Annotated in this window: 18 protein-coding genes; 10 read left to right on the forward strand and 8 right to left on the reverse strand. The window is 69.3% G+C overall.

Translation table 11 applies throughout. The features are described from left to right. Positions 1-31 precede the first annotated feature (31 nt). On the forward strand, positions 32-811 hold the full coding sequence (locus BM133_RS03530; protein ID WP_093431681.1) for an SDR family NAD(P)-dependent oxidoreductase: 780 nt from the start codon (positions 32-34) through the stop codon (positions 809-811). A 67-nt stretch (positions 812-878) separates the two neighbouring features. Here the strand turns inward: BM133_RS03530 and BM133_RS03535 are convergent, their stop codons facing one another. From BM133_RS03535 to BM133_RS03545, 3 genes are read right to left on the reverse strand one after another with little or no spacing between them, the layout of a single operon-like run. Continuing rightward, positions 879-2,624, reverse strand: a complete 1,746-nt coding sequence (locus BM133_RS03535) for an N-acyl-D-amino-acid deacylase family protein (RefSeq protein ID WP_093435015.1) — start codon at positions 2,622-2,624, stop codon at positions 879-881. Positions 2,625-2,641: 17 nt separating this feature from the next. Beyond that, complete coding sequence (locus BM133_RS03540) at positions 2,642-3,625, reverse strand: Bug family tripartite tricarboxylate transporter substrate binding protein (protein ID WP_093431682.1); 984 nt, start codon at positions 3,623-3,625, stop codon at positions 2,642-2,644. 23 nt (positions 3,626-3,648) lie between these two features. After that, positions 3,649-5,373, reverse strand: a complete 1,725-nt coding sequence (locus tag BM133_RS03545; protein ID WP_093431684.1) for an N-acyl-D-amino-acid deacylase family protein — start codon at positions 5,371-5,373, stop codon at positions 3,649-3,651. 282 nt (positions 5,374-5,655) lie between these two features. Between BM133_RS03545 and BM133_RS03550 the strand changes: the two genes are divergently transcribed. Beyond that, the gene (locus tag BM133_RS03550; RefSeq protein ID WP_177224708.1) at positions 5,656-6,594 is read left to right on the forward strand and encodes a LysR family transcriptional regulator; all 939 of its coding nucleotides are present in this window, start codon (positions 5,656-5,658) and stop codon (positions 6,592-6,594) included. On the opposite strand, the gene BM133_RS03555 is transcribed toward BM133_RS03550, so the two are convergent. Next, entirely contained in the window at positions 6,558-7,541 is a 984-nt protein-coding gene (locus BM133_RS03555; protein WP_093431687.1) for an NADPH:quinone oxidoreductase family protein, read from the reverse strand. The two genes, BM133_RS03550 and BM133_RS03555, sit on opposite strands and share 37 nt — an antisense overlap. A 107-nt stretch (positions 7,542-7,648) precedes the next feature. On the opposite strand from BM133_RS03555, the gene BM133_RS03560 reads away from it, so the two are divergent. From BM133_RS03560 to BM133_RS03575, 4 genes are read left to right on the forward strand one after another with little or no spacing between them, the layout of a single operon-like run. Continuing rightward, the gene (locus BM133_RS03560) at positions 7,649-8,356 is read left to right on the forward strand and encodes an EthD domain-containing protein (protein ID WP_093431688.1); all 708 of its coding nucleotides are present in this window, start codon (positions 7,649-7,651) and stop codon (positions 8,354-8,356) included. Between the two features lie 17 nt (positions 8,357-8,373). After that, positions 8,374-10,134 carry an FAD-dependent oxidoreductase gene (locus BM133_RS03565; RefSeq protein ID WP_093431690.1) on the forward strand — a complete coding sequence of 587 codons (1,761 nt, stop codon included), beginning with the start codon at positions 8,374-8,376 and terminating at the stop codon, positions 10,132-10,134. 13 nt (positions 10,135-10,147) lie between these two features. Next, on the forward strand, positions 10,148-11,338 hold the full coding sequence (locus tag BM133_RS03570; protein WP_093431691.1) for a thiolase family protein: 1,191 nt from the start codon (positions 10,148-10,150) through the stop codon (positions 11,336-11,338). After that, on the forward strand, positions 11,335-11,757 hold the full coding sequence (locus BM133_RS03575; RefSeq protein WP_093431693.1) for a Zn-ribbon domain-containing OB-fold protein: 423 nt from the start codon (positions 11,335-11,337) through the stop codon (positions 11,755-11,757). Before BM133_RS03570 ends, BM133_RS03575 begins: the two co-directional genes overlap by 4 nt. A gap of 33 nt (positions 11,758-11,790) precedes the next feature. Here the strand turns inward: BM133_RS03575 and BM133_RS03580 are convergent, their stop codons facing one another. Then, positions 11,791-12,756 (reverse strand): Bug family tripartite tricarboxylate transporter substrate binding protein, encoded by a 966-nt coding sequence (locus tag BM133_RS03580; RefSeq protein ID WP_177224709.1) that lies wholly within the window; start codon positions 12,754-12,756, stop codon positions 11,791-11,793. Between the two features lie 125 nt (positions 12,757-12,881). Between BM133_RS03580 and BM133_RS03585 the strand changes: the two genes are divergently transcribed. Together BM133_RS03585 and BM133_RS03590 are read left to right on the forward strand one after the other, a co-directional pair. After that, positions 12,882-13,139 (forward strand): hypothetical protein, encoded by a 258-nt coding sequence (locus BM133_RS03585; RefSeq protein ID WP_093431696.1) that lies wholly within the window; start codon positions 12,882-12,884, stop codon positions 13,137-13,139. Continuing rightward, the gene (locus tag BM133_RS03590) at positions 13,136-14,302 is read left to right on the forward strand and encodes a CaiB/BaiF CoA transferase family protein (RefSeq protein ID WP_256219044.1); all 1,167 of its coding nucleotides are present in this window, start codon (positions 13,136-13,138) and stop codon (positions 14,300-14,302) included. Before BM133_RS03585 ends, BM133_RS03590 begins: the two co-directional genes overlap by 4 nt. Positions 14,303-14,320: 18 nt before the next feature. On the opposite strand, the gene BM133_RS03595 is transcribed toward BM133_RS03590, so the two are convergent. The 3 genes from BM133_RS03595 to BM133_RS03605 are packed head-to-tail and all read right to left on the reverse strand — an operon-like array spanning position 14,321 to position 16,581. Then, positions 14,321-15,001 carry an EthD family reductase gene (locus BM133_RS03595; protein ID WP_093431697.1) on the reverse strand — a complete coding sequence of 227 codons (681 nt, stop codon included), beginning with the start codon at positions 14,999-15,001 and terminating at the stop codon, positions 14,321-14,323. 14 nt (positions 15,002-15,015) lie between these two features. After that, positions 15,016-15,981 carry a tripartite tricarboxylate transporter substrate binding protein gene (locus BM133_RS03600; protein WP_177224710.1) on the reverse strand — a complete coding sequence of 322 codons (966 nt, stop codon included), beginning with the start codon at positions 15,979-15,981 and terminating at the stop codon, positions 15,016-15,018. Positions 15,982-16,023: 42 nt separating this feature from the next. Further along, the gene (locus tag BM133_RS03605; RefSeq protein WP_093435018.1) at positions 16,024-16,581 is read right to left on the reverse strand and encodes a nuclear transport factor 2 family protein; all 558 of its coding nucleotides are present in this window, start codon (positions 16,579-16,581) and stop codon (positions 16,024-16,026) included. A 109-nt stretch (positions 16,582-16,690) separates the two neighbouring features. On the opposite strand from BM133_RS03605, the gene BM133_RS03610 reads away from it, so the two are divergent. Continuing rightward, the gene (locus BM133_RS03610) at positions 16,691-18,001 is read left to right on the forward strand and encodes a CaiB/BaiF CoA transferase family protein (RefSeq protein ID WP_093431700.1); all 1,311 of its coding nucleotides are present in this window, start codon (positions 16,691-16,693) and stop codon (positions 17,999-18,001) included. A 2-nt stretch (positions 18,002-18,003) separates the two neighbouring features. Further along, positions 18,004-18,579, forward strand: coding sequence for a DUF2889 domain-containing protein (locus tag BM133_RS03615; RefSeq protein ID WP_093431702.1), 576 nt, complete (start codon positions 18,004-18,006; stop codon positions 18,577-18,579). Positions 18,580-18,606: the final 27 nt, after the last annotated feature.

The raw sequence follows: 18,606 nt of genomic DNA on the forward strand, positions 1-18,606 counted from the left end.
CTTTTTCACTCACGAACGGAGAACCCGGCCCATGACCCAGCAGACAACATTCGACGCCCATGCACTCGAAGGCCGCGTGGCGGTGATCACGGGGGCGGGCGGCGGCCTCGGCGGCGCGATGGTCGAGCGGCTCGCGTCGATGGGCGCCAAGGTGGTGGCCGTCGACCTGAAGGCGCCGCAGGACGCCCGCGCGGCGCTGTCCCTGGCATGCGACATCACCGACGAAGCCGCCATCCAGGGCATGGCGGCGGCGGTGCAGGCGGCGTTCGGCCGCTGCGACATCCTGGTCAACAACGCCGGCATCATGGCGCCGGTCATTCCGCTGGAGCAATTGCCGGTGGAGGTGTGGGACAAGGTGATGGGCGTGAACCTGCGCGGCGCGTTCCTGTGTGCCAAGCACCTGGCGCGCCCGATGCTCGCGCAGGGTTCGGGCGCGATCGTCAACCTCGCATCGATCGGTGCACGCGTGCCCAACGACATCGGCCCCTACGGCCCGAGCAAGGCCGGCGTGCTCGGCCTCACGCACCAGATGGCGGTGGAGTGGGGGCCGCGCGGCATCCGCGCGAATTCGGTGAGCCCGGGCATGATCCGCACGCCGATGTCCGAGCACTTCTACCGGAACGAGAAGCTGCATCAGGGCCGCATCAAGACCGTGCCCACCGGCCGCATCGGACGGCCGGGGGACATCGCCGACGCGGTGGCGTTCCTGGTGAGCGACGCCGCCAGCTACATGAACGGGCACGACATCATCATCGACGGCGGCTTCATGCGCACCGCGTTGATGAACGTGCAGCCGGCCGTTTTCGCCTGAGCGGAACGTCTATCGCGTTGGCCGGTCGGCCGGTGCCGTGCATCACGCCGGCCAGCCGCCCCCGCGCTCAGGCGGCGGACGCCTTCTGCGGCCCGCGCACCAGCTTGCCCGGCACCGCGCCGGTGTGCTGGCCATCGACATACGTGATCACGCCCGAAAGCACCGTCGCACAGTAGCCGCTGGCCTTCTGCAGCAGGCGCTTGCCGCCGGCCGGCAGGTCGGCCACCACGTAGGGCTTGCCGAGCGCGAGCCGACCGAAGTCGATCACGTTCAGGTCGGCCTTCATCCCTACGCGCACGTGACCGCGATCGTCCAGGCCCATGGTGAACGCCGGGTCGCTGGTGTAGCGGCGCACGAGCTCTTCCACCGGCTGCCGCCCGCTCGCGCGGTCGCGGCCCCAGTGCGTGAGCAGGTAGGTCGGAAAGCACGCGTCGGTGATGAAGCCCACGTGCGCGCCGCCGTCGCCCAGGCCGATCATCGCGTTGGGGTGGTTGAGCATCTCGCGCGTCGGCTCGCAGACGAACTCGTTGAAGCCGGTGAACGTGGCGTAGAGAAAGCCGCTGCCGTCGTCGTCCAGCAGCATGTCGTAGGCCACCTCGGCGCCGGTGCGGCCTTCGCGCCGCGCGATGGAGGCGATCGAGCTCTCGCGCGGCGGTTCGTAGTCGGGCGGCGTGCCCAGGAGGAACATGTGCTCGTACATCTGCGCGAAGCCCATGCGCTCGAAGAGCGGGAAAGTGCTGTCCTTGTACGGGTCTTCGCCCAGGATGCGCTGCCGCACCTCGGGCTCGCGCATGCGCGCCACGCGCTCGGCCAGCGGCAGGTGCGCGATCGAGCGGTAGGTGGGCGTGGCCGCAAAGGGGTTCTGCGTGCCCGTGAGGCCGAAGAGCGAGCCGATGGGACGCGGAGCGGTCACCGGCCGCATGCGCAGGCCCTCCGCGGCCGCCTGGTCCGACAGGTCGAGCAGCTCGCGCCACACATGGCTGCGCTCGCCGTGGCGCTGGTTCAGCGAAAACACGCAGCTGCGGCCCGAGCGCTCGACGAGCCGCCGCAGCATGCCGAATTCGGCCGCCGCGCTGGGCTGGTCCCAATCCGACACGAACTCGATCTGTCCGTGGCCCGCATCGGCCAGGCCCATGGCGATGCCGGTGAGCTCTTCTTCCTGCGCGCGCAGCATCGGCGTGGGGTCGCCCTTCGCGGTCTTGTGGCTCACGGTGCGCGAGGTGGTGAAGCCGAAGGCGCCGGCGCGCATGGCCTCGGCCGTCAGCTCGCGCATCTGCGCGATGTCGTCGGGCGTCGCGTCTTCCAGGCGCAGCGCGCGCTGGCCCATCACGTACACGCGCAGCGGGCCGTGCGGCAGCTGCGCACACACGTCGGTGTCGCGCGGCTGCGCCTCCAGCGCGTCCATGTAGTCGGCAAAGCTCTCCCAGTTCCAGCGCAGGCCCTCGTGCAGGCAGGGGCCGGGAATGTCTTCCACGCCTTCCATGAGCTCGATGAGCGCATCGCGGTCGGCCGGCCGCACGGGCGCGAAACCGACGCCGCAATTGCCCATCACCACCGTGGTCACGCCGTGCCAGGAACTCGGCGCGAGCTGGGTGTCCCAGATGGCCTGGCCGTCGTAGTGGGTGTGGATGTCGATGAAGCCGGGCGTGACCAGCTTGCCGCGCGCGTCGATCTCCTGGGTGCCGCGTCCGGCGACTTTGCCAACGGCGGCGATCCTGCCGTCCTTGACCGCCACGTCGGCGGCGAATGCGGGGGCGCCGCTGCCATCGACCACCTGGCCGTTGCGGATCACGATGTCGAATTCAGCGGGCATGCGTTGGGGGTCCTGGTTCATTCGGCAACGATGCCGGAGGCTTCGATGACGGGCCGCCAGCGCGCGGTTTCCTTCGCGATCTGGTCGACGAAGTACTGCGGGCTGGTGTCCGGCGCCGCCTGGGTGCTGAGGGTCTTGAGCTGCTGCTGCACGCGCGGGTCGGCCAGCGTGGCGGCGGTTTCCTTGTTGAGCCGGGCGATGATGTCGCGCGGCGTGCCCTTGGGCGCGAACAGGCCGTAGAACGACTCCATCACCAGGTCGGGCATGCCCAGCTCGGCCGTGGTGGGAATGTCCGGCGCGGCCGGCACGCGCGTCTTGCTCAGCACCGCGAGCGCGCGCATCTTGCCCGCCTGCACGTGCGGCAACGCGGAGAGGTCGCCGAACACCACCGAGGTCTCGCCGCCGAGCAGCCCCATGTAGGCCGGCCCGCCGCCCTTGTAGGGCACGTGGACCATCTTGGAGCCGTTGAGCAGGTCGAACAGCGCGGGCATCAGGTGGTAGGTCGAGCCGTTGCCGGCCGACCCGTAGGTGAGCTTGCCGGGGTTCGCCCTGGCCTGCGCGCGCAGGTCCGCGAAGCTCTTGATGGGGCTTTCGGCGCGCACCACGATCACGTTGCCGCTGGTGTAGACCATGGCCACGTGCTCGAAGTCCTTGAGCGGGTCGAAGGGAAAGTCCTTCATCATCGAAGGCAGCAGCGTCGAGGTGCTGTTGGTGCCCAGCATGACGGTGTAGCCGTCGGGCGCGGCCGCTTTCAGCGTCTGGAATCCGATGATGCCACCGCCGCCCGGCCTTGCATCCACGTAGACCGCCTGGCCCAGGCGCTGCGACAGGCCGTCGGCCAGAACGCGCGCGAGGTTGGCGCCGAGCCCGCCCGCGGCGAACGGCCAGATCATGCGGATCTGCTTGTCAGGGTAGGCGGCCGCGAAGGCCGGCGCCTGCGAAACGACGGCCGTGGCCGCGAGCGCTTTCAAAACGGTGCGCCGCTGCATGTCTGCATTCATCGGGTGTCTCCTTTTTTTGGGGTTCAGGCCGGAGCCCGTTGCGGTCCGCGGACCAGGCGGCCGGGCAGGGCGCCGCACGCCTGGCCGTCGCGGTAGACCGGCGTGCCCGACACCACCGTCGCCACGTAGCCGCTCGCGCGCTGCAGCAGGCGGCGCCCGCCCGCGGGCAGGTCGAACTGCATGTGCGGCGCGGCCATGCCCAGCGCGTCGGGCTCGATCACGTTGATGTCAGCCTTCATGCCGGGCGCGATCACGCCCCGGTCGTACAGGCCCACCGCGCGTGCCGTGTCCGAGGTCTGGCGCTTGACGAGCCACGACAGGTCGAAGCGTTTGGTCGCATTGCCCCAGTGGCTCAGCACGAAGGTCTGGAAGCTCGAGTCGCTGATGAGGCCCACGTGCGCGCCGCCGTCGCCCAGGCCGACGATGGTGTTCGCATCGGCAAGCATGTCGCCGCACACCTGGAGGCTGCGCCCCGCATAGTTCGCGAACGGCGAATAGAGCATGCCGTGGCCCTCGTCCGCCATCATGAGTTCGTAGGCGACTTCGCCCGGCGCGCGGCCCGTGCCTGCAGCCATCGCGGCGAGCGAGGCCTGCGGGCCGGGATCGTAGTTGGGCGGGTTGCCGAACGCGAAGATGTTCTCGAACTCCACCAGCCGCTCGCCCAGCGGCGTGCGCGCCTCCTGCCCCAGTTCGCGCAGCAGCGCATCGCGCACGTCGGGCTGCCGCATCAGCGCGACGCGGCGCTCGAAGGGCAGCTCGGCCATCGCCTGGTAGCTCGGGCATTCGGAGAACACGTTGCGGCTGCCTTGCAGGCCGAGCAGCACGCCCACGCCGCGCGGAGCGACCTGCGCGAGCATCTTCAGCCCCTCGTCGTTGGCCTGCCGCGTGAGTTCGAGGATGCGTTGCCAGCCGCGCGGGTTCTTGTGCTTCTGCATGAGCGAGAACGACAGCGGCCTGCCCGACGCCTGGACCAGTCGCCGCATGAGCTGGAACTCGCCGTCCACGTCCTCGCCGTCGAAGTCCGTGATCATCTGCAGCACGCCGCTGCCCGCATCCTTCACGCCCATGGCAATGGCCATGAGCTCTTCCTCGGAGGCTTTCAGCGTGGGCGTGGGCGCGCCCTTGACCGACTTGTGGTTGATGGAGCGCGAGGTCGAAAAGCCGATGGCGCCCGCGCGCATGGCCTGGGCGGTGAGGCGGCGCATTTCTGCGCGGTCGTCGGCGGTCGCCATCTCCAGTCGCGAGGCGCGTTCGCCCATCACGTACACGCGCAGCGCGGCGTGCGGCAACTGCGCGCCGAAGTCGATGTCGTGCGGCTTGCGCTCGAGCGCATCGAGGTAGTCGGCAAAGCTCTCCCAGGCCCAGTCGAGCCCCTCGGTCAGCGCAACGCCGGGAATGTCTTCCACGCCTTCCATCAGCTCGATCAGGCGGCCCCGGTCGGCCTGGCGCACGGGCGCGAAGCCTACGCCGCAGTTGCCCATCACCGCCGTGGTCACGCCGTGCCAGCTGGAGGGCGCGAAGCGCTGGTCCCACACGGCCTGGCCGTCGTAGTGGGTGTGGATGTCCACGAAGCCCGGCGTCACCATGCGATGGCGTGCGTCGATTTCCTCGCGCCCGGCCGATGCGACCTTGCCAACCGCCACGATGCGGCCGTCGTCCACCGCCACGTCGGCCTCGAACAGCGGGGTGCCAAGGCCGTCGGCGATGGCGCCGCCTCGGATGACCAGATCGGGTTTTCTTGTCGTCATGTCTTCGTGGCCTTGTTTCCGGGGTTCGGTAAATGCTTCATTGGTTGGTCCAATTGATAAATCTTGGGCGTGCGCATGGGCCGGGGCATCGGTGGATACCCTGTCGGGGCTGGGCGCATGACGACCGGGGATCGTTCGCGCAAGCCGCACACGGGCCTCGCCCAGAGGAGAAGAAGCTCCCATCCGCACATCTGTGACGTACATGCACAGTTGATGTGCGGGGATAGAAATAATCGGTCGGACCTTTTTGATGCCAGAACGATTGGCTGCATAGAATCGGCCGTGAACGACAGAATCCAAGAACTCGACGTGTTCCTGCGCGTGGCCGATGCCAGCAGCTTTTCCGCGGCGGCGCGCGGCCTGGATTGCAGTCCATCGACGGTCAGCAAACGCATCCAGCGGCTGGAGGACCGCCTGCGCGTGCGGCTTTTCCACCGCACCTCGCGCGTGCTGCGGCTCACGCGCGAAGGCGAGAAGTTCCTGGCCGGCGCGCACCGCGTGATCGAGGCCATCGACGAGGCCGAAACGGGGCTCGGGCAATCGGGCTTCGAGGCCTCGGGCGTGCTGCGCATCAATTGCGCGCTGCTGCTCGCGCAGCACCAGCTGTCGCCGCTCATTCCCGAATTCCTGGAGCGGCATCCGGCCATGCGGCTCGAATTCGTGCTCTCCGCGGCGCCGCTGGAGCCGGTGGAGAACCAGATCGACGTGTCGTTCCAGAGCGGCAGCATTCCCGATTCCTCGCGCGTGGCGCGGCGCATCGCGACCACGCGCTGGGGCATGTGCGCCGCGCCCGCGTACCTGGCCAGGCACGGCACGCCGCGCACGGTCGAAGACCTCAGGCACCACAACTGCCTGAACTTCCTGCCGGGCTCGTTTCCCAACCATTGGCCGCTGCGCGACGGCGCGGAACTGGCGGCGCACGAGATCAAGGGCAACATCGGCAGCAATTCCTCGGAGCTGCTGCGCTCCTTTGCGGTAGCGGGCGTGGGCATCGCGCGGCTGTCGGACATGCACGTGGACAGCGACATCCGGGCCGGCCGTCTGGTGCGCGTGCTCGAAGCCTTCCGCGCGGACACCGAGGCGCCGCTCTACGTGGTGTATGCCAGTCGTCGCAACCTGAGCCTGCGCGTGAAGGCCTTTCTCGATTTCATCGTCGAGAAATTCGGTGCGCCGCCGGCCGCCGGTCAGGCCATTTCCAGCACGACCTTGCCGGTGACTTGACGCCCGGTGATGCTGCGCATGGCCTCGACCGCGCGTTCGAGCGGATAGCGCGCCGACACCAGCGGCTGCAGGCGCCCCTCTGCGCACCATGCGAGCACCTGTTCGAGATTGGCGCGCGCCTCGCTCCACCAGCCGTCGCGCCACACGTCGTAGCGCACGCCGACGAGGTCGTAGCCCTTGACCAGCGGCATGTTGACCTTCAGCGTCGGGATGCGGCCCGCGGTGAAACCGATCACGAGGTAGCGGCCCATCCAGCCGACGGCGCGCACGGCCTCGTCGAAGGCGTCGCCGCCCACCGGGTCGTACACCACGTCCACGCCCTTGCCGCCGGTGAGCGCCTTCACCTGTTCGCGCCAGTCGGGCAGGGTGTAGTCGACCGCGTGGTCGGCGCCGTGCTGCAGCGCGAGCTCGCGCTTGGCCGGCGTGCTGGCCGCGGCGATGACGCGCGCGCCCATGGCCTTGCCCAGCTGCACGGTGGCCAGGCCCACGCCGCCGGCCGCGCCCAGGACCAGCAGCGATTCGCCCGGCTGCATGCGCGCGCGTTGTTTCAGCGCATAGAGCGAGGTGCCGTACACCACCGGCACGGCCGCGGCCTGCGCGAAGCTCATCGAGGCGGGCAGGGCGAAGGCGCGCTCCTGCGGAAGCACGATCTGCTGCGCAAAGCCGCCGCCATCGGCGCCCGAGACGCCCATCACGCGGTCGCCCACCTTGTGGCGCGTGACGCCGGGGGCCACCTCGGTGACGATGCCGCCCGTTTCGCTGCCGGGAATCCATGGCAGCGGCGGCTTGATCTGGTGCTGCCCCTCGGCCTTGAGCGAGTCGGGGAAGTTCACGCCCGCAGCATGCACGGCGATGCGCACTTCGCCCGCGCGCAGTGCGCGGGGCTGGACGTCTTCGTAGCGCAGGCGGTCGACCGGCGCGAACTCGTGGCAAACGATGGCTTTCATGGATTCCTTTTTTTTGGACGCGGCGCGATGCCGGTCGGCATCGGTCCATGGACATTATCTAATGGTAAGACCATATAATGCCATGACGAAAATACCGGGGACAACCCATGCTGACTCGCACCCTTTGCCTCGCCGTGCCGGCGCCGATAGCGCAGGCGGTCCCCGCGCTCGAAGCGGCTGCCGCCCAGGCCCTGCGCGAACTGCCGGGCCTGCAGCGCGTGCTGGTGAACCGTGTCGTGCGGCAGATCCCGACCGACTACATCGCCAACGATCGGCCCTATGCGGGCGTGGTCGCCGAGGCCGACGACATCACCGCCACGCTCGCGCTGCAGTTCGAGGGCGCGGCGGCCGCCCGCGCTGCGCTCGGCGGCGCGGAAGGCTCGGCTTTTCTGGCGCGCGTTCGCGCCGCGGGCCGCGTGCTCTTCATGCTCGACAGCGAAGCCAACGTGCCGGTCGCGCTCACCGGCAGCGCGGTGCAGGGCGGCTTTCGCCGCTGGCTGCTGCTCACGCGCAATGCCCCCACCATCGAAGGCTTTCGCGATGCATGGTTCGAGCGCCACGCGAGCCTGGTCAAGCACTTGCCGCTGCTCGAAGGCTACGTGCAGAACCTGGTCACCGCGCGCTATGACGCATCCGGCGCGCCGGTCGGGCACGAGGCGCTGCCCATCGATGGGGTGGCCGAGGTCTGCTATGCCGACGAGGAGGCCATGAATCGCAGCTATGCATCGGATGCGCGCCTGCCGCTGAAGGACGACGGCGCCGCGCTCAACAAGCGCGTGAGCACGCTCCTGGTCCAGGGCCGGGTGCTGCAATGACGGCCGGAGAACCAACGATGGGCACGGCGCAGCAGTTCGACCAGGAGGTGGACGTCGTGGTGGTGGGCACCGGCGCGGGCGGCATGGCGGCCGCGGTGGCGGCACGCAAGAAGGGGCTGGAGGTCCTGCTGCTCGAAAAAGAGGCGCTGTACGGCGGCACCACCGCGCGCTCCGGCGGCGTGCTGTGGATACCCAACAACCCCATCTCCACCTTCAAGCCCGAGCCCGATTCGCTGGACGACGCACGCGCCTACCTGCGCTACGAATGCGGCGACTTCTACGACAGCGAGCGCATCGAGGCCTTCCTGGCCCACGGTCCGCGCATGGTGGATTTCTTCGTGAGCGAGACCGACGTCAAGCTGATCGCGTTGCCCGACTATCCCGACTACCACTGCGAGAGCCCGGGCGGTCGCATGGCCGGCCGCTCGATCATGGCCGCGCCGCTGGACGGGCGCGAGCTCGGTGCGCACATCAAGGGGCTGCGCCCGCCGCTCAAGGAAATCACCTTCGTCGGCATGATGTTCAACTCGAGCGCGGAGGTCGGCCATTTCTTCAACGTCACGCGCTCGCTCACCTCGGCCATCTACGTGGCGAAGCGGCTGCTGACCCATGCGAAGGAAATGATGCTGCATGGCCGCGCGATGCGGCTGACCAACGGCAATGCGCTCGCCGCGCGGCTGGCCAAGTCGGCCTTCGGCCTGGGCATTCCGATGTGGCTGCAGTCGCCCGCCAAGTCGCTGCTGCGCGACGGCGATCGCGTGACGGGCGTGGTCGTGGGCCAGGCCGACGGCCGCACCGTGCGCGTGGGCGCGCGGCGCGGCGTGGTGCTGGCCGCGGGCGGATTTCCGCAGGACGGCGAGCGCAGGAAGCAGCTCTTTCCGCATGCGCCCACGGGCCGCGAGCACCTGTCGCCCGCGCCGCCCGGCAACACGGGCGACGGCCTGCGGCTGGCCGAGTCGGTCGGCGGCCAGGTGGCCAGCGACCTGCCGAACGCGGCCGCGTGGATTCCCGTGAGCCGCGTGCAGCGCGCCAACGGCGAGACGGGCGTGTTCCCGCATTTGATCGACCGCTACAAGCCGGGGATCATCGCGGTCAACCGCAAAGGCCTGCGCTTCACCAACGAATCGGATTCGTACCATGACATGGGCATGGCGATGCAGCAGCATTGCGCGGACGGGCCCGAGGTGGCCGCGTGGCTCATCGCCGATCACCGCACGATCCGCCGCTACGGGCTGGGCTTTGCCAAGCCGTTTCCGCTGCCGCTGCGCGCGCACCTGAAATCGGGCTACCTGCTGCGCGGCGGCACGCTGGCCGAACTCGGGAAAAAAGCCGGCATCGACGCGGTGCAACTGGGCAAGACCGTCGAGGCCTACAACGTGGGCGCGGCCGAGGGCAAGGACCTGCAGTTCCGCCGCGGATGGCGCGTGTACAACCGCTTCCTCGGCGACAGGACGCACCAGCCCAACCCCTGCGTCGCACCCGTGGCGCAAGGCCCGTTCTACGCTGTGAAGGTGGTCATGGGCGACCTGGGCACCTTCGCGGGCATCCGCACCGATGCGCAGGCGCGCGTGCTCGATGCCGCAGGCCGGCCCGTGCCCGGACTCTTCGCGGCCGGCAACGACAACGCGAGCGTCATGGGCGGCGGCTACCCCGGTGGCGGCATCACGCTCGGCCCCGCGATGACCTTCGGCTTCATCGCCGCCGAAACCATGGCGCGCGAGGCCGGTGCCGAGCCCGCCGCCGCCGCCGTATCACGACCCTCCATGGCCACGGCCTGAAAGGCATGACGACATGACCGTTGCAACCATCCTGGGCGCCGCCGCGCTGCCCATCGGCAAGATACAGAGCACGGCGGATGCCGACCTGCACAACCTGGAGCACGAGCTGTTGCTCGAGATGGTGCTGCAGGCCACCGAGCAGGCCGGCGTCGAGAAGAAAGACATCGGCTCCATCGTGATGCCGCTGATGCGCGAATACACCAAGCAGCGCTACTTCGCGATCTTCATGGCGAACGCGCTGGGCATCGAGTGCTCGGGCTCGATGATCGAGGCGCGCGGCTACGGCCTGGCGGGCGGCCTGGCGCTCGACCTGGGCTTCAACGAGATCCTGCTCGGCCGCGCCAAGGTGGCGCTGGTGATGGGCGCGAACTTCGAGTCGGCCATTCCGGCGCCGGTGCATGCGTCGCGCAGCATGCGCTCCACCGGCGACGTCGACTTCCACATGCCCGGCGGCTTCATTCCGATCTCCTGGTACGCGATGGACGCCGTGCGCTACATGCACGAGCACGGCGCCACGCGCGCGGAGATTGCGCATGTGGCCGTCAAGAACCGCCACCACGCCTCGCTCAATCCGCTGTCGCAGTTCCGCAAGCCCATCACGGTCGAAGACGTGCTCGCGGCGCGGCCCATCGTCGATCCGCTCGGGCTGCTCGAAGTGCCGGGGCGCAGCGACGGCGTGGTGTGCCTGGTCGTCGCGAGCGAGGACGTGGCCAAGGCCACGGGCCGGCCCTATGCGCGCGTGCGCGGCCGCGGCTTCCAGCACGACGGCTCGCTGCAGATCGACGACCGGGGCGGCGACATGACGGCCTTCGTCTCCGCGCAGAAAGCCTCGGCCACCGCCTACGGGCAGGCGGGCATCCAGGCGCGCGACATCGATTTCGCGGAGGTCTACGCGCCATGCACCATCGTCGAAGTGCTGGTGAGCGAGGCGCTGGGCTTCTTTGCGCGCGGGCAGGGCGCCAGGGGCGCGGTCCAGGGCGAGACCACGCTGGGCGGGCGCATTCCCATTTCCACCTCGGGCAGCCTGATGTCGCGGGGGCACCCGCCCAACGTCACCGGCCTCTACAACGCGCTGGAGGTGTTCGACCAGCTCACGGGCCGCGCCGGCGAGCGCCAGGTGAAGGACGCCGCGCTCGGCCTGTGCACGTCCGAACTGGGCAACTACAACGCGGCGATGGTCCACGTCCTGGAAGGTGTGCAATGAGCCTGCCCGTCATCCCCATCGATCGCAAGCGCGTCGTCGCGCCACGCATCACCCGTCTCACGCAGCCGTTCTGGAACGCCCTGGCCGAAGGCCAGTTCCGCGTGACCCAATGCCATTCGTGCGGCAAGCTGTCGTTTCCGCCGCGGGCGTTCTGCCGGCATTGCTGGAGCCGCGACACGGGCTGGCTCACCGTGAGCGGCAAGGGCCGGCTCTATTCGCAGACGCGCATCCACGCCTTGCCCGAGCTCTTCGCGGGCGAGCCGGCGCCGCTGCACGTGGGCATCGTCGACCTGGAGGAGGGCGTGCGCGTGGCGCTGCCGATCCATGGCGACGCGCCCGGGCTCGACGTGCCGATGGAACTGGTGGTGCTGCAGTTCCACGACGGGCCGCTGTTCGCCGCGCGGTCTGTCGCCGGCTGATCCGGTGGGGCGCGGCCGGCCGCGCCCGCCGGCTCATTCCATCGTGATGTTGTTCGCCTTGACCACCTTGCTCCAGAGCGCGTGGTCCTTGCGGATGATGTCGCCGAGTTCCTTCGTGCCGGTCTGGGGCACGACGTTGAGGCTGCGGATCTTTTCCTGGATCTCCGGCATCGCGACGACCTTGGCGATGGCTTCGCTCAGCCGCGCGATCACTGGCGGCGGCGTGCCGGTGCGCGCGACCAGGCCGAACCATGTCTCGGTGTCGTAGCCCGGCACCACCTCGCTGATGCTCGGCACGTCGGGCAGCAGCGGGCTGCGCCTGGCGGTCGACACGCCGAGCACGCGCATCTTGCCGTCCTTGACGAAGCCGCTGGTGATCGACGAGGGCGTGGACAGCATGTACTTGGTCTGCCCGCCCAGCAGCGCCTGCGCGGCCGGACCGGCGCCGGGGTAGGGAACCATCACCATGTCCTTGATGCCGGCCGCATCGTGGAAGGCCACCATCGCGAGCTGGCCGACGCCGCCGAGCGCCGAGGCGCCCCATTCGAGCTTGCCGGGGTTGGCGCGCGCGTAGGCCACGAAGTCCTTCAGGTTGTCGGGCACCAGCGGGCTGGTCATCAGCACCATCGGCGAGGTGCCCAGGAGGGAGACCGGCACGAAGTCCTTGAGGGCGTCGTAGGTCGGCCGGCGCTGCACCAGCGGCACCGTGACGAGGCCGCTGCCGTGCAGCAGGAAGGTGTAGCCGTCCGCCGGCTGCGTGGCGACGTACTGCGAGGCGATGGCGCCGCCGGCACCCGCCTTGTATTCGAAGATGACCGGCTGGCCCAGCAGCTTGGTGAGCGAATCCTGCAGGTAGCGGCCCAGCACGTCGTTGGTGCCGCCGGCCGCGGCGGGCACGACAAAGCGGATCGGGCGATCGGGCCAGTTGCCTTGCGCACGGACGGCGCCGGTGAAAAGGGCGAGGGTGGCGGACGCCAGCAGCGTTCGGCGAAGCAGCATGTTGTTGTCTCCTGTCGTGGGTGCGAAACCCATTCTTGCGGCGCGTGGTCCGGTTGCCGGAATCGCCCGTAAGCATAGAATGGTATTACCATTATGACCGACAACGGCCCTGCAAGGAAAGCTCCATGACCAAGACAATCCCCGACCGCGTGTTCCAGGTGAAGGACGCTGCCGGACGCACCTACCGGGTCACGCGCTATGCGTGGCTGGACAACGTCGCCGAAGAAGGCCGCCCCGAAGAGTGGCGCGAGACCTGGCACCTGCTGATGACCGACAACGGCGGCTACCTCGATCCGCTGGACGAAGACGGGCGCTACGTGGTCGACGGCACCGGTACGCTGGTCGAGGCGGTCGGAACTGCCGAAAAGGCAGACGCCGCGTGAGCGCACCCGAGCGACCCGGCGAGGCGCGATCGGGTCCGCTGGCCGGCCTCAAGGTCATCGAGATGGCCGGGCTCGCGCCGGGCCCCTTCGCCGCGATGATGCTGGCCGACATGGGCGCCGACGTGCTGCGCATCGACCGGCCCGAGCCGGCCGCGCGCGCGATGCCGCAGCGCTTTTATTTCACCGACCGCAACCGGCGCTCCATTGCCGTCGACCTGAAGTCGCCGGACGGTATCGCGCTCGTGCGGCGGCTGCTCTCGGGCGCCGACGCGCTCATCGAGGGCTTTCGCCCGGGCGTGATGGAGCGGCTGGGCCTCGGCCCCGAGCCGTGCCTGGCGCTCAACCCGCGCCTGGTGTACGGCCGCATGACCGGCTGGGGCCAGGACGGCCCGCTGGCCATGGCGCCGGGCCACGACATCAACTACATCGCGCTGGCCGGCGTGCTCGACGCGATCGGCGAGGCGGACGGCCCGCCCGTCGTGCCGCTGAACCTCGTCGGCGACTTCGGCGGCGGCGGCATGTACCTGGCCTTCGGCATCGCCTGCGCGCTGATCGAGGCCGCGCGCTCGGGCAGGGGGCAGGTGGTCGACGCGGCCATGGTCGACGGCGCCGCATCGCTCATGACCTATTTCTTCGGCTACCGCGCAGGCGGCGGCTGGCCGGGCCGCGGGCGCAGCGTGACCGGTGGCGGCTCGCCGTTCTATGCGGTGTACGAAACGAGCGATGGCAAGCACGTGAGCGTCGGTTCGGCCGAACCCAAGTTCTATGCCGAGCTGCTGCGCCACACGGGGATGGACAACGCCGGCCTGCCCGACCGCGCGGACCCCGCCAATTGGCCCGTCATTCGCGCGCGGCTGGCCGAGGTGTTTCGCAGCCGCACACGCGACGAATGGTGCACGCGGCTGGAGACCAGCGAGACCTGCTTCGCGCCCGTGCTGACGATGCAGGAGGCGGCCGCACATCCGCACAACCGCGCGCGCGGCACCTTCGTGGAAGTCGACGGCATGCTGCAGCCGGCGCCCGCACCGCGCTTCTCGCGCACGCCGGCCGCCATGCCTTCTGCCGGCGTGGAGCCGGGCGTGGACGTGCATGCGGCGCTGCAGGGCTGGGGGCTCGAGCGCGCGGAGATCGATGCGCTCGCGGCGAATGGCGTGGTGGCCTGAGACCACCGGCGCGCGCTTTCAGACGATGCGCTTTTCTTCCACCGCGTAGACCGCGAGCGCCTCGAGCAGCGCGTTGCCGTGGATGAATGCTTGGCCCGCGGGTGAATCCACCCACGCATGCAGCGCCGCGCCGTCTTCGAACCACAGCTCGGCCATGCCGTCGATCGGCACGCGGCCCGAAGGCACGTTCGCCGAGACCGGGTGGGCGCGATCAACCACCATGTTCTGCACCCAGCGCCGCGGCCGCGCGGCGAGGTCCGATGGCAAGGCCGCGGCGAGCGATGCGGTCGCGTCCGCAAGCCCGCTGCCCTGTGTCCTGGCGCGCGTGAGCACGAGCAGCTTGGCGCCGCCGTTCGCGGGCGCATCGATCACGGGACGGCCCTCGAGCACGAGGATCGTGATCGCGCCCTGGAAGTTCGGAATGTCGCGCTTGACCGCCGCGTATTGCGGCGATGCCTCGCAGCGTTCCATGGCCGCGACGTCGTCGAACCACTGCTGCGAAATGCCGTCGATGGCGTGGTCGGGCGGCTCGGGCGCAGGCGAGCGCTCGAACAGCCGCTCGACGATGTGGTTCTGCAGGTAGCTGTGCACGCCGGGCATGTGGCGGGCGAGCTCGCCGTGCACATGGAACCAGTGCCGGCCGAACTGTGCGGGCGTGATGTCGGGGCGGCGCGAGAACACGCCGGAGCGGAAGATCATGGCGGCGCTTTTTCTCAGTCGAGCTTGATGTCGGTGCCTGCGATGAATTTCTTCCAACGCGCCGTGTCGCTGCGCACGATGGTGTCCATGTACCTGGCGCTGGTGTCCTCGGGCGGGTCGACGCCGATGTCCTTCATGCGGGCGCGCACGGTGGGCTGCGCGATCATCGCCGCCACGGCCGCGTTGAGCTTCTCGATCGCCTCGGGCGGCGTGCCGGCCGGTGCGGCCAGGCTGTACCAGGTGTCGACGAAGAAGCCCTTGACGCCTTCTTCCTCCATCGTCGGAATGTCCGGCAGCGCGCCCAGCCGCTTCTTGCCCGTGACCGCCAGCGCGCGCAGCCGCCCGCCATGCACCTGCGGCAGCACGGCGGTGTCGACGAACATGAAGTCGAGCTGGCCGCCCAGCAGGTCGACCACCGCGGGCCCGCTGCCCTTGTAGGGCACGTGCACCACCGGCACGCCCGTGAGCTGGCGGAACATTTCGCCCGACAGGTGCGGCGTGGAGCCGTTGCCCGCCGAGCCGTAGAAGATCTTGCCGGGCCGTGCCTTGGCCAGCGCGATCAGGTCCTTGACCGATTTCACGGGGCTGCTGGAATTGACGACCAGCACGTTCGACGAGGTGTACACCATCGAAACCGGTGCGAAGTCCTTCAGCGGATCGAAGGGCAGCTTGGCATAGAGGCTGGGGTTGATCGTCATCGTGCTGTTCACGGCCATCAGCAGCGTGTAGCCGTCGGCGGGCGCCTTGGCGACGAGGCCCGCGCCGAGTGCGCCGTTCGCGCCGGGCTTGTAGTCCACGATCATCCGCTGGCCGAGCGTGGTCGAGAGCGCCTCGCTCACCATCGTGCCGAAGGTCGAGCCCATGCCGCCGGGTGGGTAGGGCACGATGAGCATTACCGGCTTTTCGGGGTAGATCGCCCACGCGGGGCCGGCGAGGGCCAGCACCAGGGCGAGCAGAAAGGTCTTGAGCGGGCGGGGCATGCGGCGTGTCTCCATTTTTTTCTTCGAGGGCTTCAGGAAATTTCAGGAGGATTCCCGGGGCTTCGCATCGAGCCAGCCGGGCGTGGCCTGCCGCTGGCCCATGCGGTGCGGCGGTGCGTCGATGGGCACCGGGTCCAGGCGCAGGCGCGTCAGGCGCAGGAAGCTGATCTTCCATTCGCCGTTGTCGCGCCGGTATTCCTCTTCGTAGTGGCCGTAGCCGCGAAAGCCGCGGCTGCCCGGTGTTTCCTTGACGGTGCTGCCGTCGGTGAATTCGACGAAGTCCTCCATGGCCCAGATCACGCGCGCGCTGTCGCGCCCGGTCATCGCCACCTCGTGCTGATGCACGTGGTGCACGGAGATGGTGGGCGCAAGGCGGCTGGACACGCCCGCGACGAACGCGGCCACGTCGGCACCGGGCGGCGCGGAGCCGAGTCCCTCGAAGCGGCAGTCGGGCGTGAACAGCGCGCCCAGGCGCTCCCACTGCTTGGTGTCGATGAAGCGGCAGTAGCGCGCCTTGACCTGGCGGATGGCGTCGACGCTCAGCAGATAGTCGACCGGATCGATGGACGCGGGCGCGGAAACGGGCAGGAAGGCTGGCATGGAGGGCATCGGAAAAAAGGTTTGACGCGCTGAAACTGTGGTCAATATAATGGTCTTACCAATGAAAGACAAGGCTGCAAACCCGTAGCCGCACCACATCCAAAATCCCATGCTCGAAAATCTTGAGACCGACTTTCCCGTCCACACGCCCCGCCGCGCGGAGGCGCCGAAGGCGCTCGAAGGCATTCGCGTCGTCGACTTCACGCACTTCATCGCGGGGCCGTTCGCCACCATGGTCATGGCCGACATGGGCGCCGATGTGATCAAGGTCGAAACCCCGGGGCGCGGCGACGAGTTCCGCCACTACCCGCCCGTGCATGCCAAGCTGCCCGCGCAGGGCGCGCCCTATCTCTGGAGCAACCGCAACAAGCGCAGCCTGGCCGTCAACATGAAGAGCCCCGAGGGGCTGGCGGTGGTGCGCGAGCTCATCGCCACCGCCGACGTGGTGGTGGAGAACTTTTCCACCGGCGTGATGGAGCGCTTCGGCCTGGACTGCGAGAGCTGCAGGAAGCTCAACCCCAAGCTCATCTACTGCTCGGTGTCGGCCTACGGGCGCGATGGCGAGTTTGCCGACCGCCTGGGCTTCGACCCCATCGCGCAGGCCGAGAGCGGCTTCATCTCGATGAACGGCTACAACGACCGCCAGGGCGTGCGCACGCTGTCGCCGGTGATCGACATCAGCACCGCGACGATGGCGTGCAACGCGATCCTCGGTGCGCTGCTCGCGCGGCACCGCACGGGCGAGGGGCAGTCCATCGAACTGGCGCTCTTCGACAACGCGGTGCTCATGACCGGCTACGCGGCACTGCAGCATCTGTTCACCGGCGCGGTGCCGCAGCGGCACGGCAACACCAGCCCCGACACCTGCCCCTCGGGCGTGTTCGAGTCGAAGGACAAGCCCTTCTATATCAACTGCGGCAACGACAAGATCTTCCACCGCCTGATGGCGCAGGTGATCGAGCGGCCCGACCTCGCCAACGACCCGGTGCTGGCAGACCGCAACGGCCGCATGGGCCGGCGCGAGGAAATCTTCAAGATGCTCGGCGAGATCTTCGCGCAGCAGCCCTGGAGCTACTGGCAGCCGCGCATGCGCGCTGCGTCGATCCCGTGCGGCGAGGTGCGCAACGTGGGCGATGCCATCCGCTCGCCCGAGGCGAAGGCGCGCAACATCGTCACGCGCATCGAGCATCCCGAGATCGGCTGGATGCCCAACGTGGCGCTTCCGATCCGCTATTCGGGCACGCCGCTGGCCGACCCGAAGCCCGCGCCGGCCGTGGGCCAGCACACCGAAGAGGTGTTGCGCGGCGTGCTGGGCTACAGCGAACAGCGCATCGCGGCGCTGCGCGAATCCGGTGCGCTGAGCGCCTCCGCGCCCGCCGCGAAGCCGGCCGCCAAGCCGAAGGCCGAGGCCGCCGTCTGACCATGCGAGAACTGTCGCCCGCCGCACCGCGCCGGCTGCTGCACACGCGGCAGGTGCAGTGCACGGGGTGGGAGCGCGACGACGGCCTGTGGGAAGTCGAAGGCCGCCTGTCCGACGTTCGCACGCACGACCTGGACGACTCGCGCGGCAACGCGGCGCGCAAGGCCGGAGATCCGGTGCACCTGATGTCGCTGCGCATCACGCTGGACGACACCTTCGCCATCGTCGCGGCCGAGGCGGTGTCGCACCAGACGCCCTACGAAGACTGCCCGCACATCAACGACGCCTACGGGGCACTCGTGGGCATGCGCATCGAGGGCGGTTTCAACCACGCGGTGAAGACGCGGTTTCGCGGCGTCCAGGGCTGCACGCACCTCACCGAGCTGCTGGGGCCGATGGCCACCACCGCCTTCCAGGCCATCAACCCGGCGCGCGAGCGGCGGCGCGTGGCGCAGGGTCAGCCGGCCTTTGCGGACGGCCCGAAGCCCGCGCTGCTGGACACCTGCCATGCGCTGCGGCGCGGCGGCGCTGCGGCCATCGTGCGCTGGGGCCGGGCGGGCGAGAAGCTGCCGGACTGAGCGGCGATCGCGCCGGGCAGGCAGGCC

The sequence above is a fragment of the Variovorax sp. 770b2 genome, from assembly GCF_900115685.1.
In the GTDB taxonomy this organism is placed as follows: domain Bacteria; phylum Pseudomonadota; class Gammaproteobacteria; order Burkholderiales; family Burkholderiaceae_C; genus Variovorax.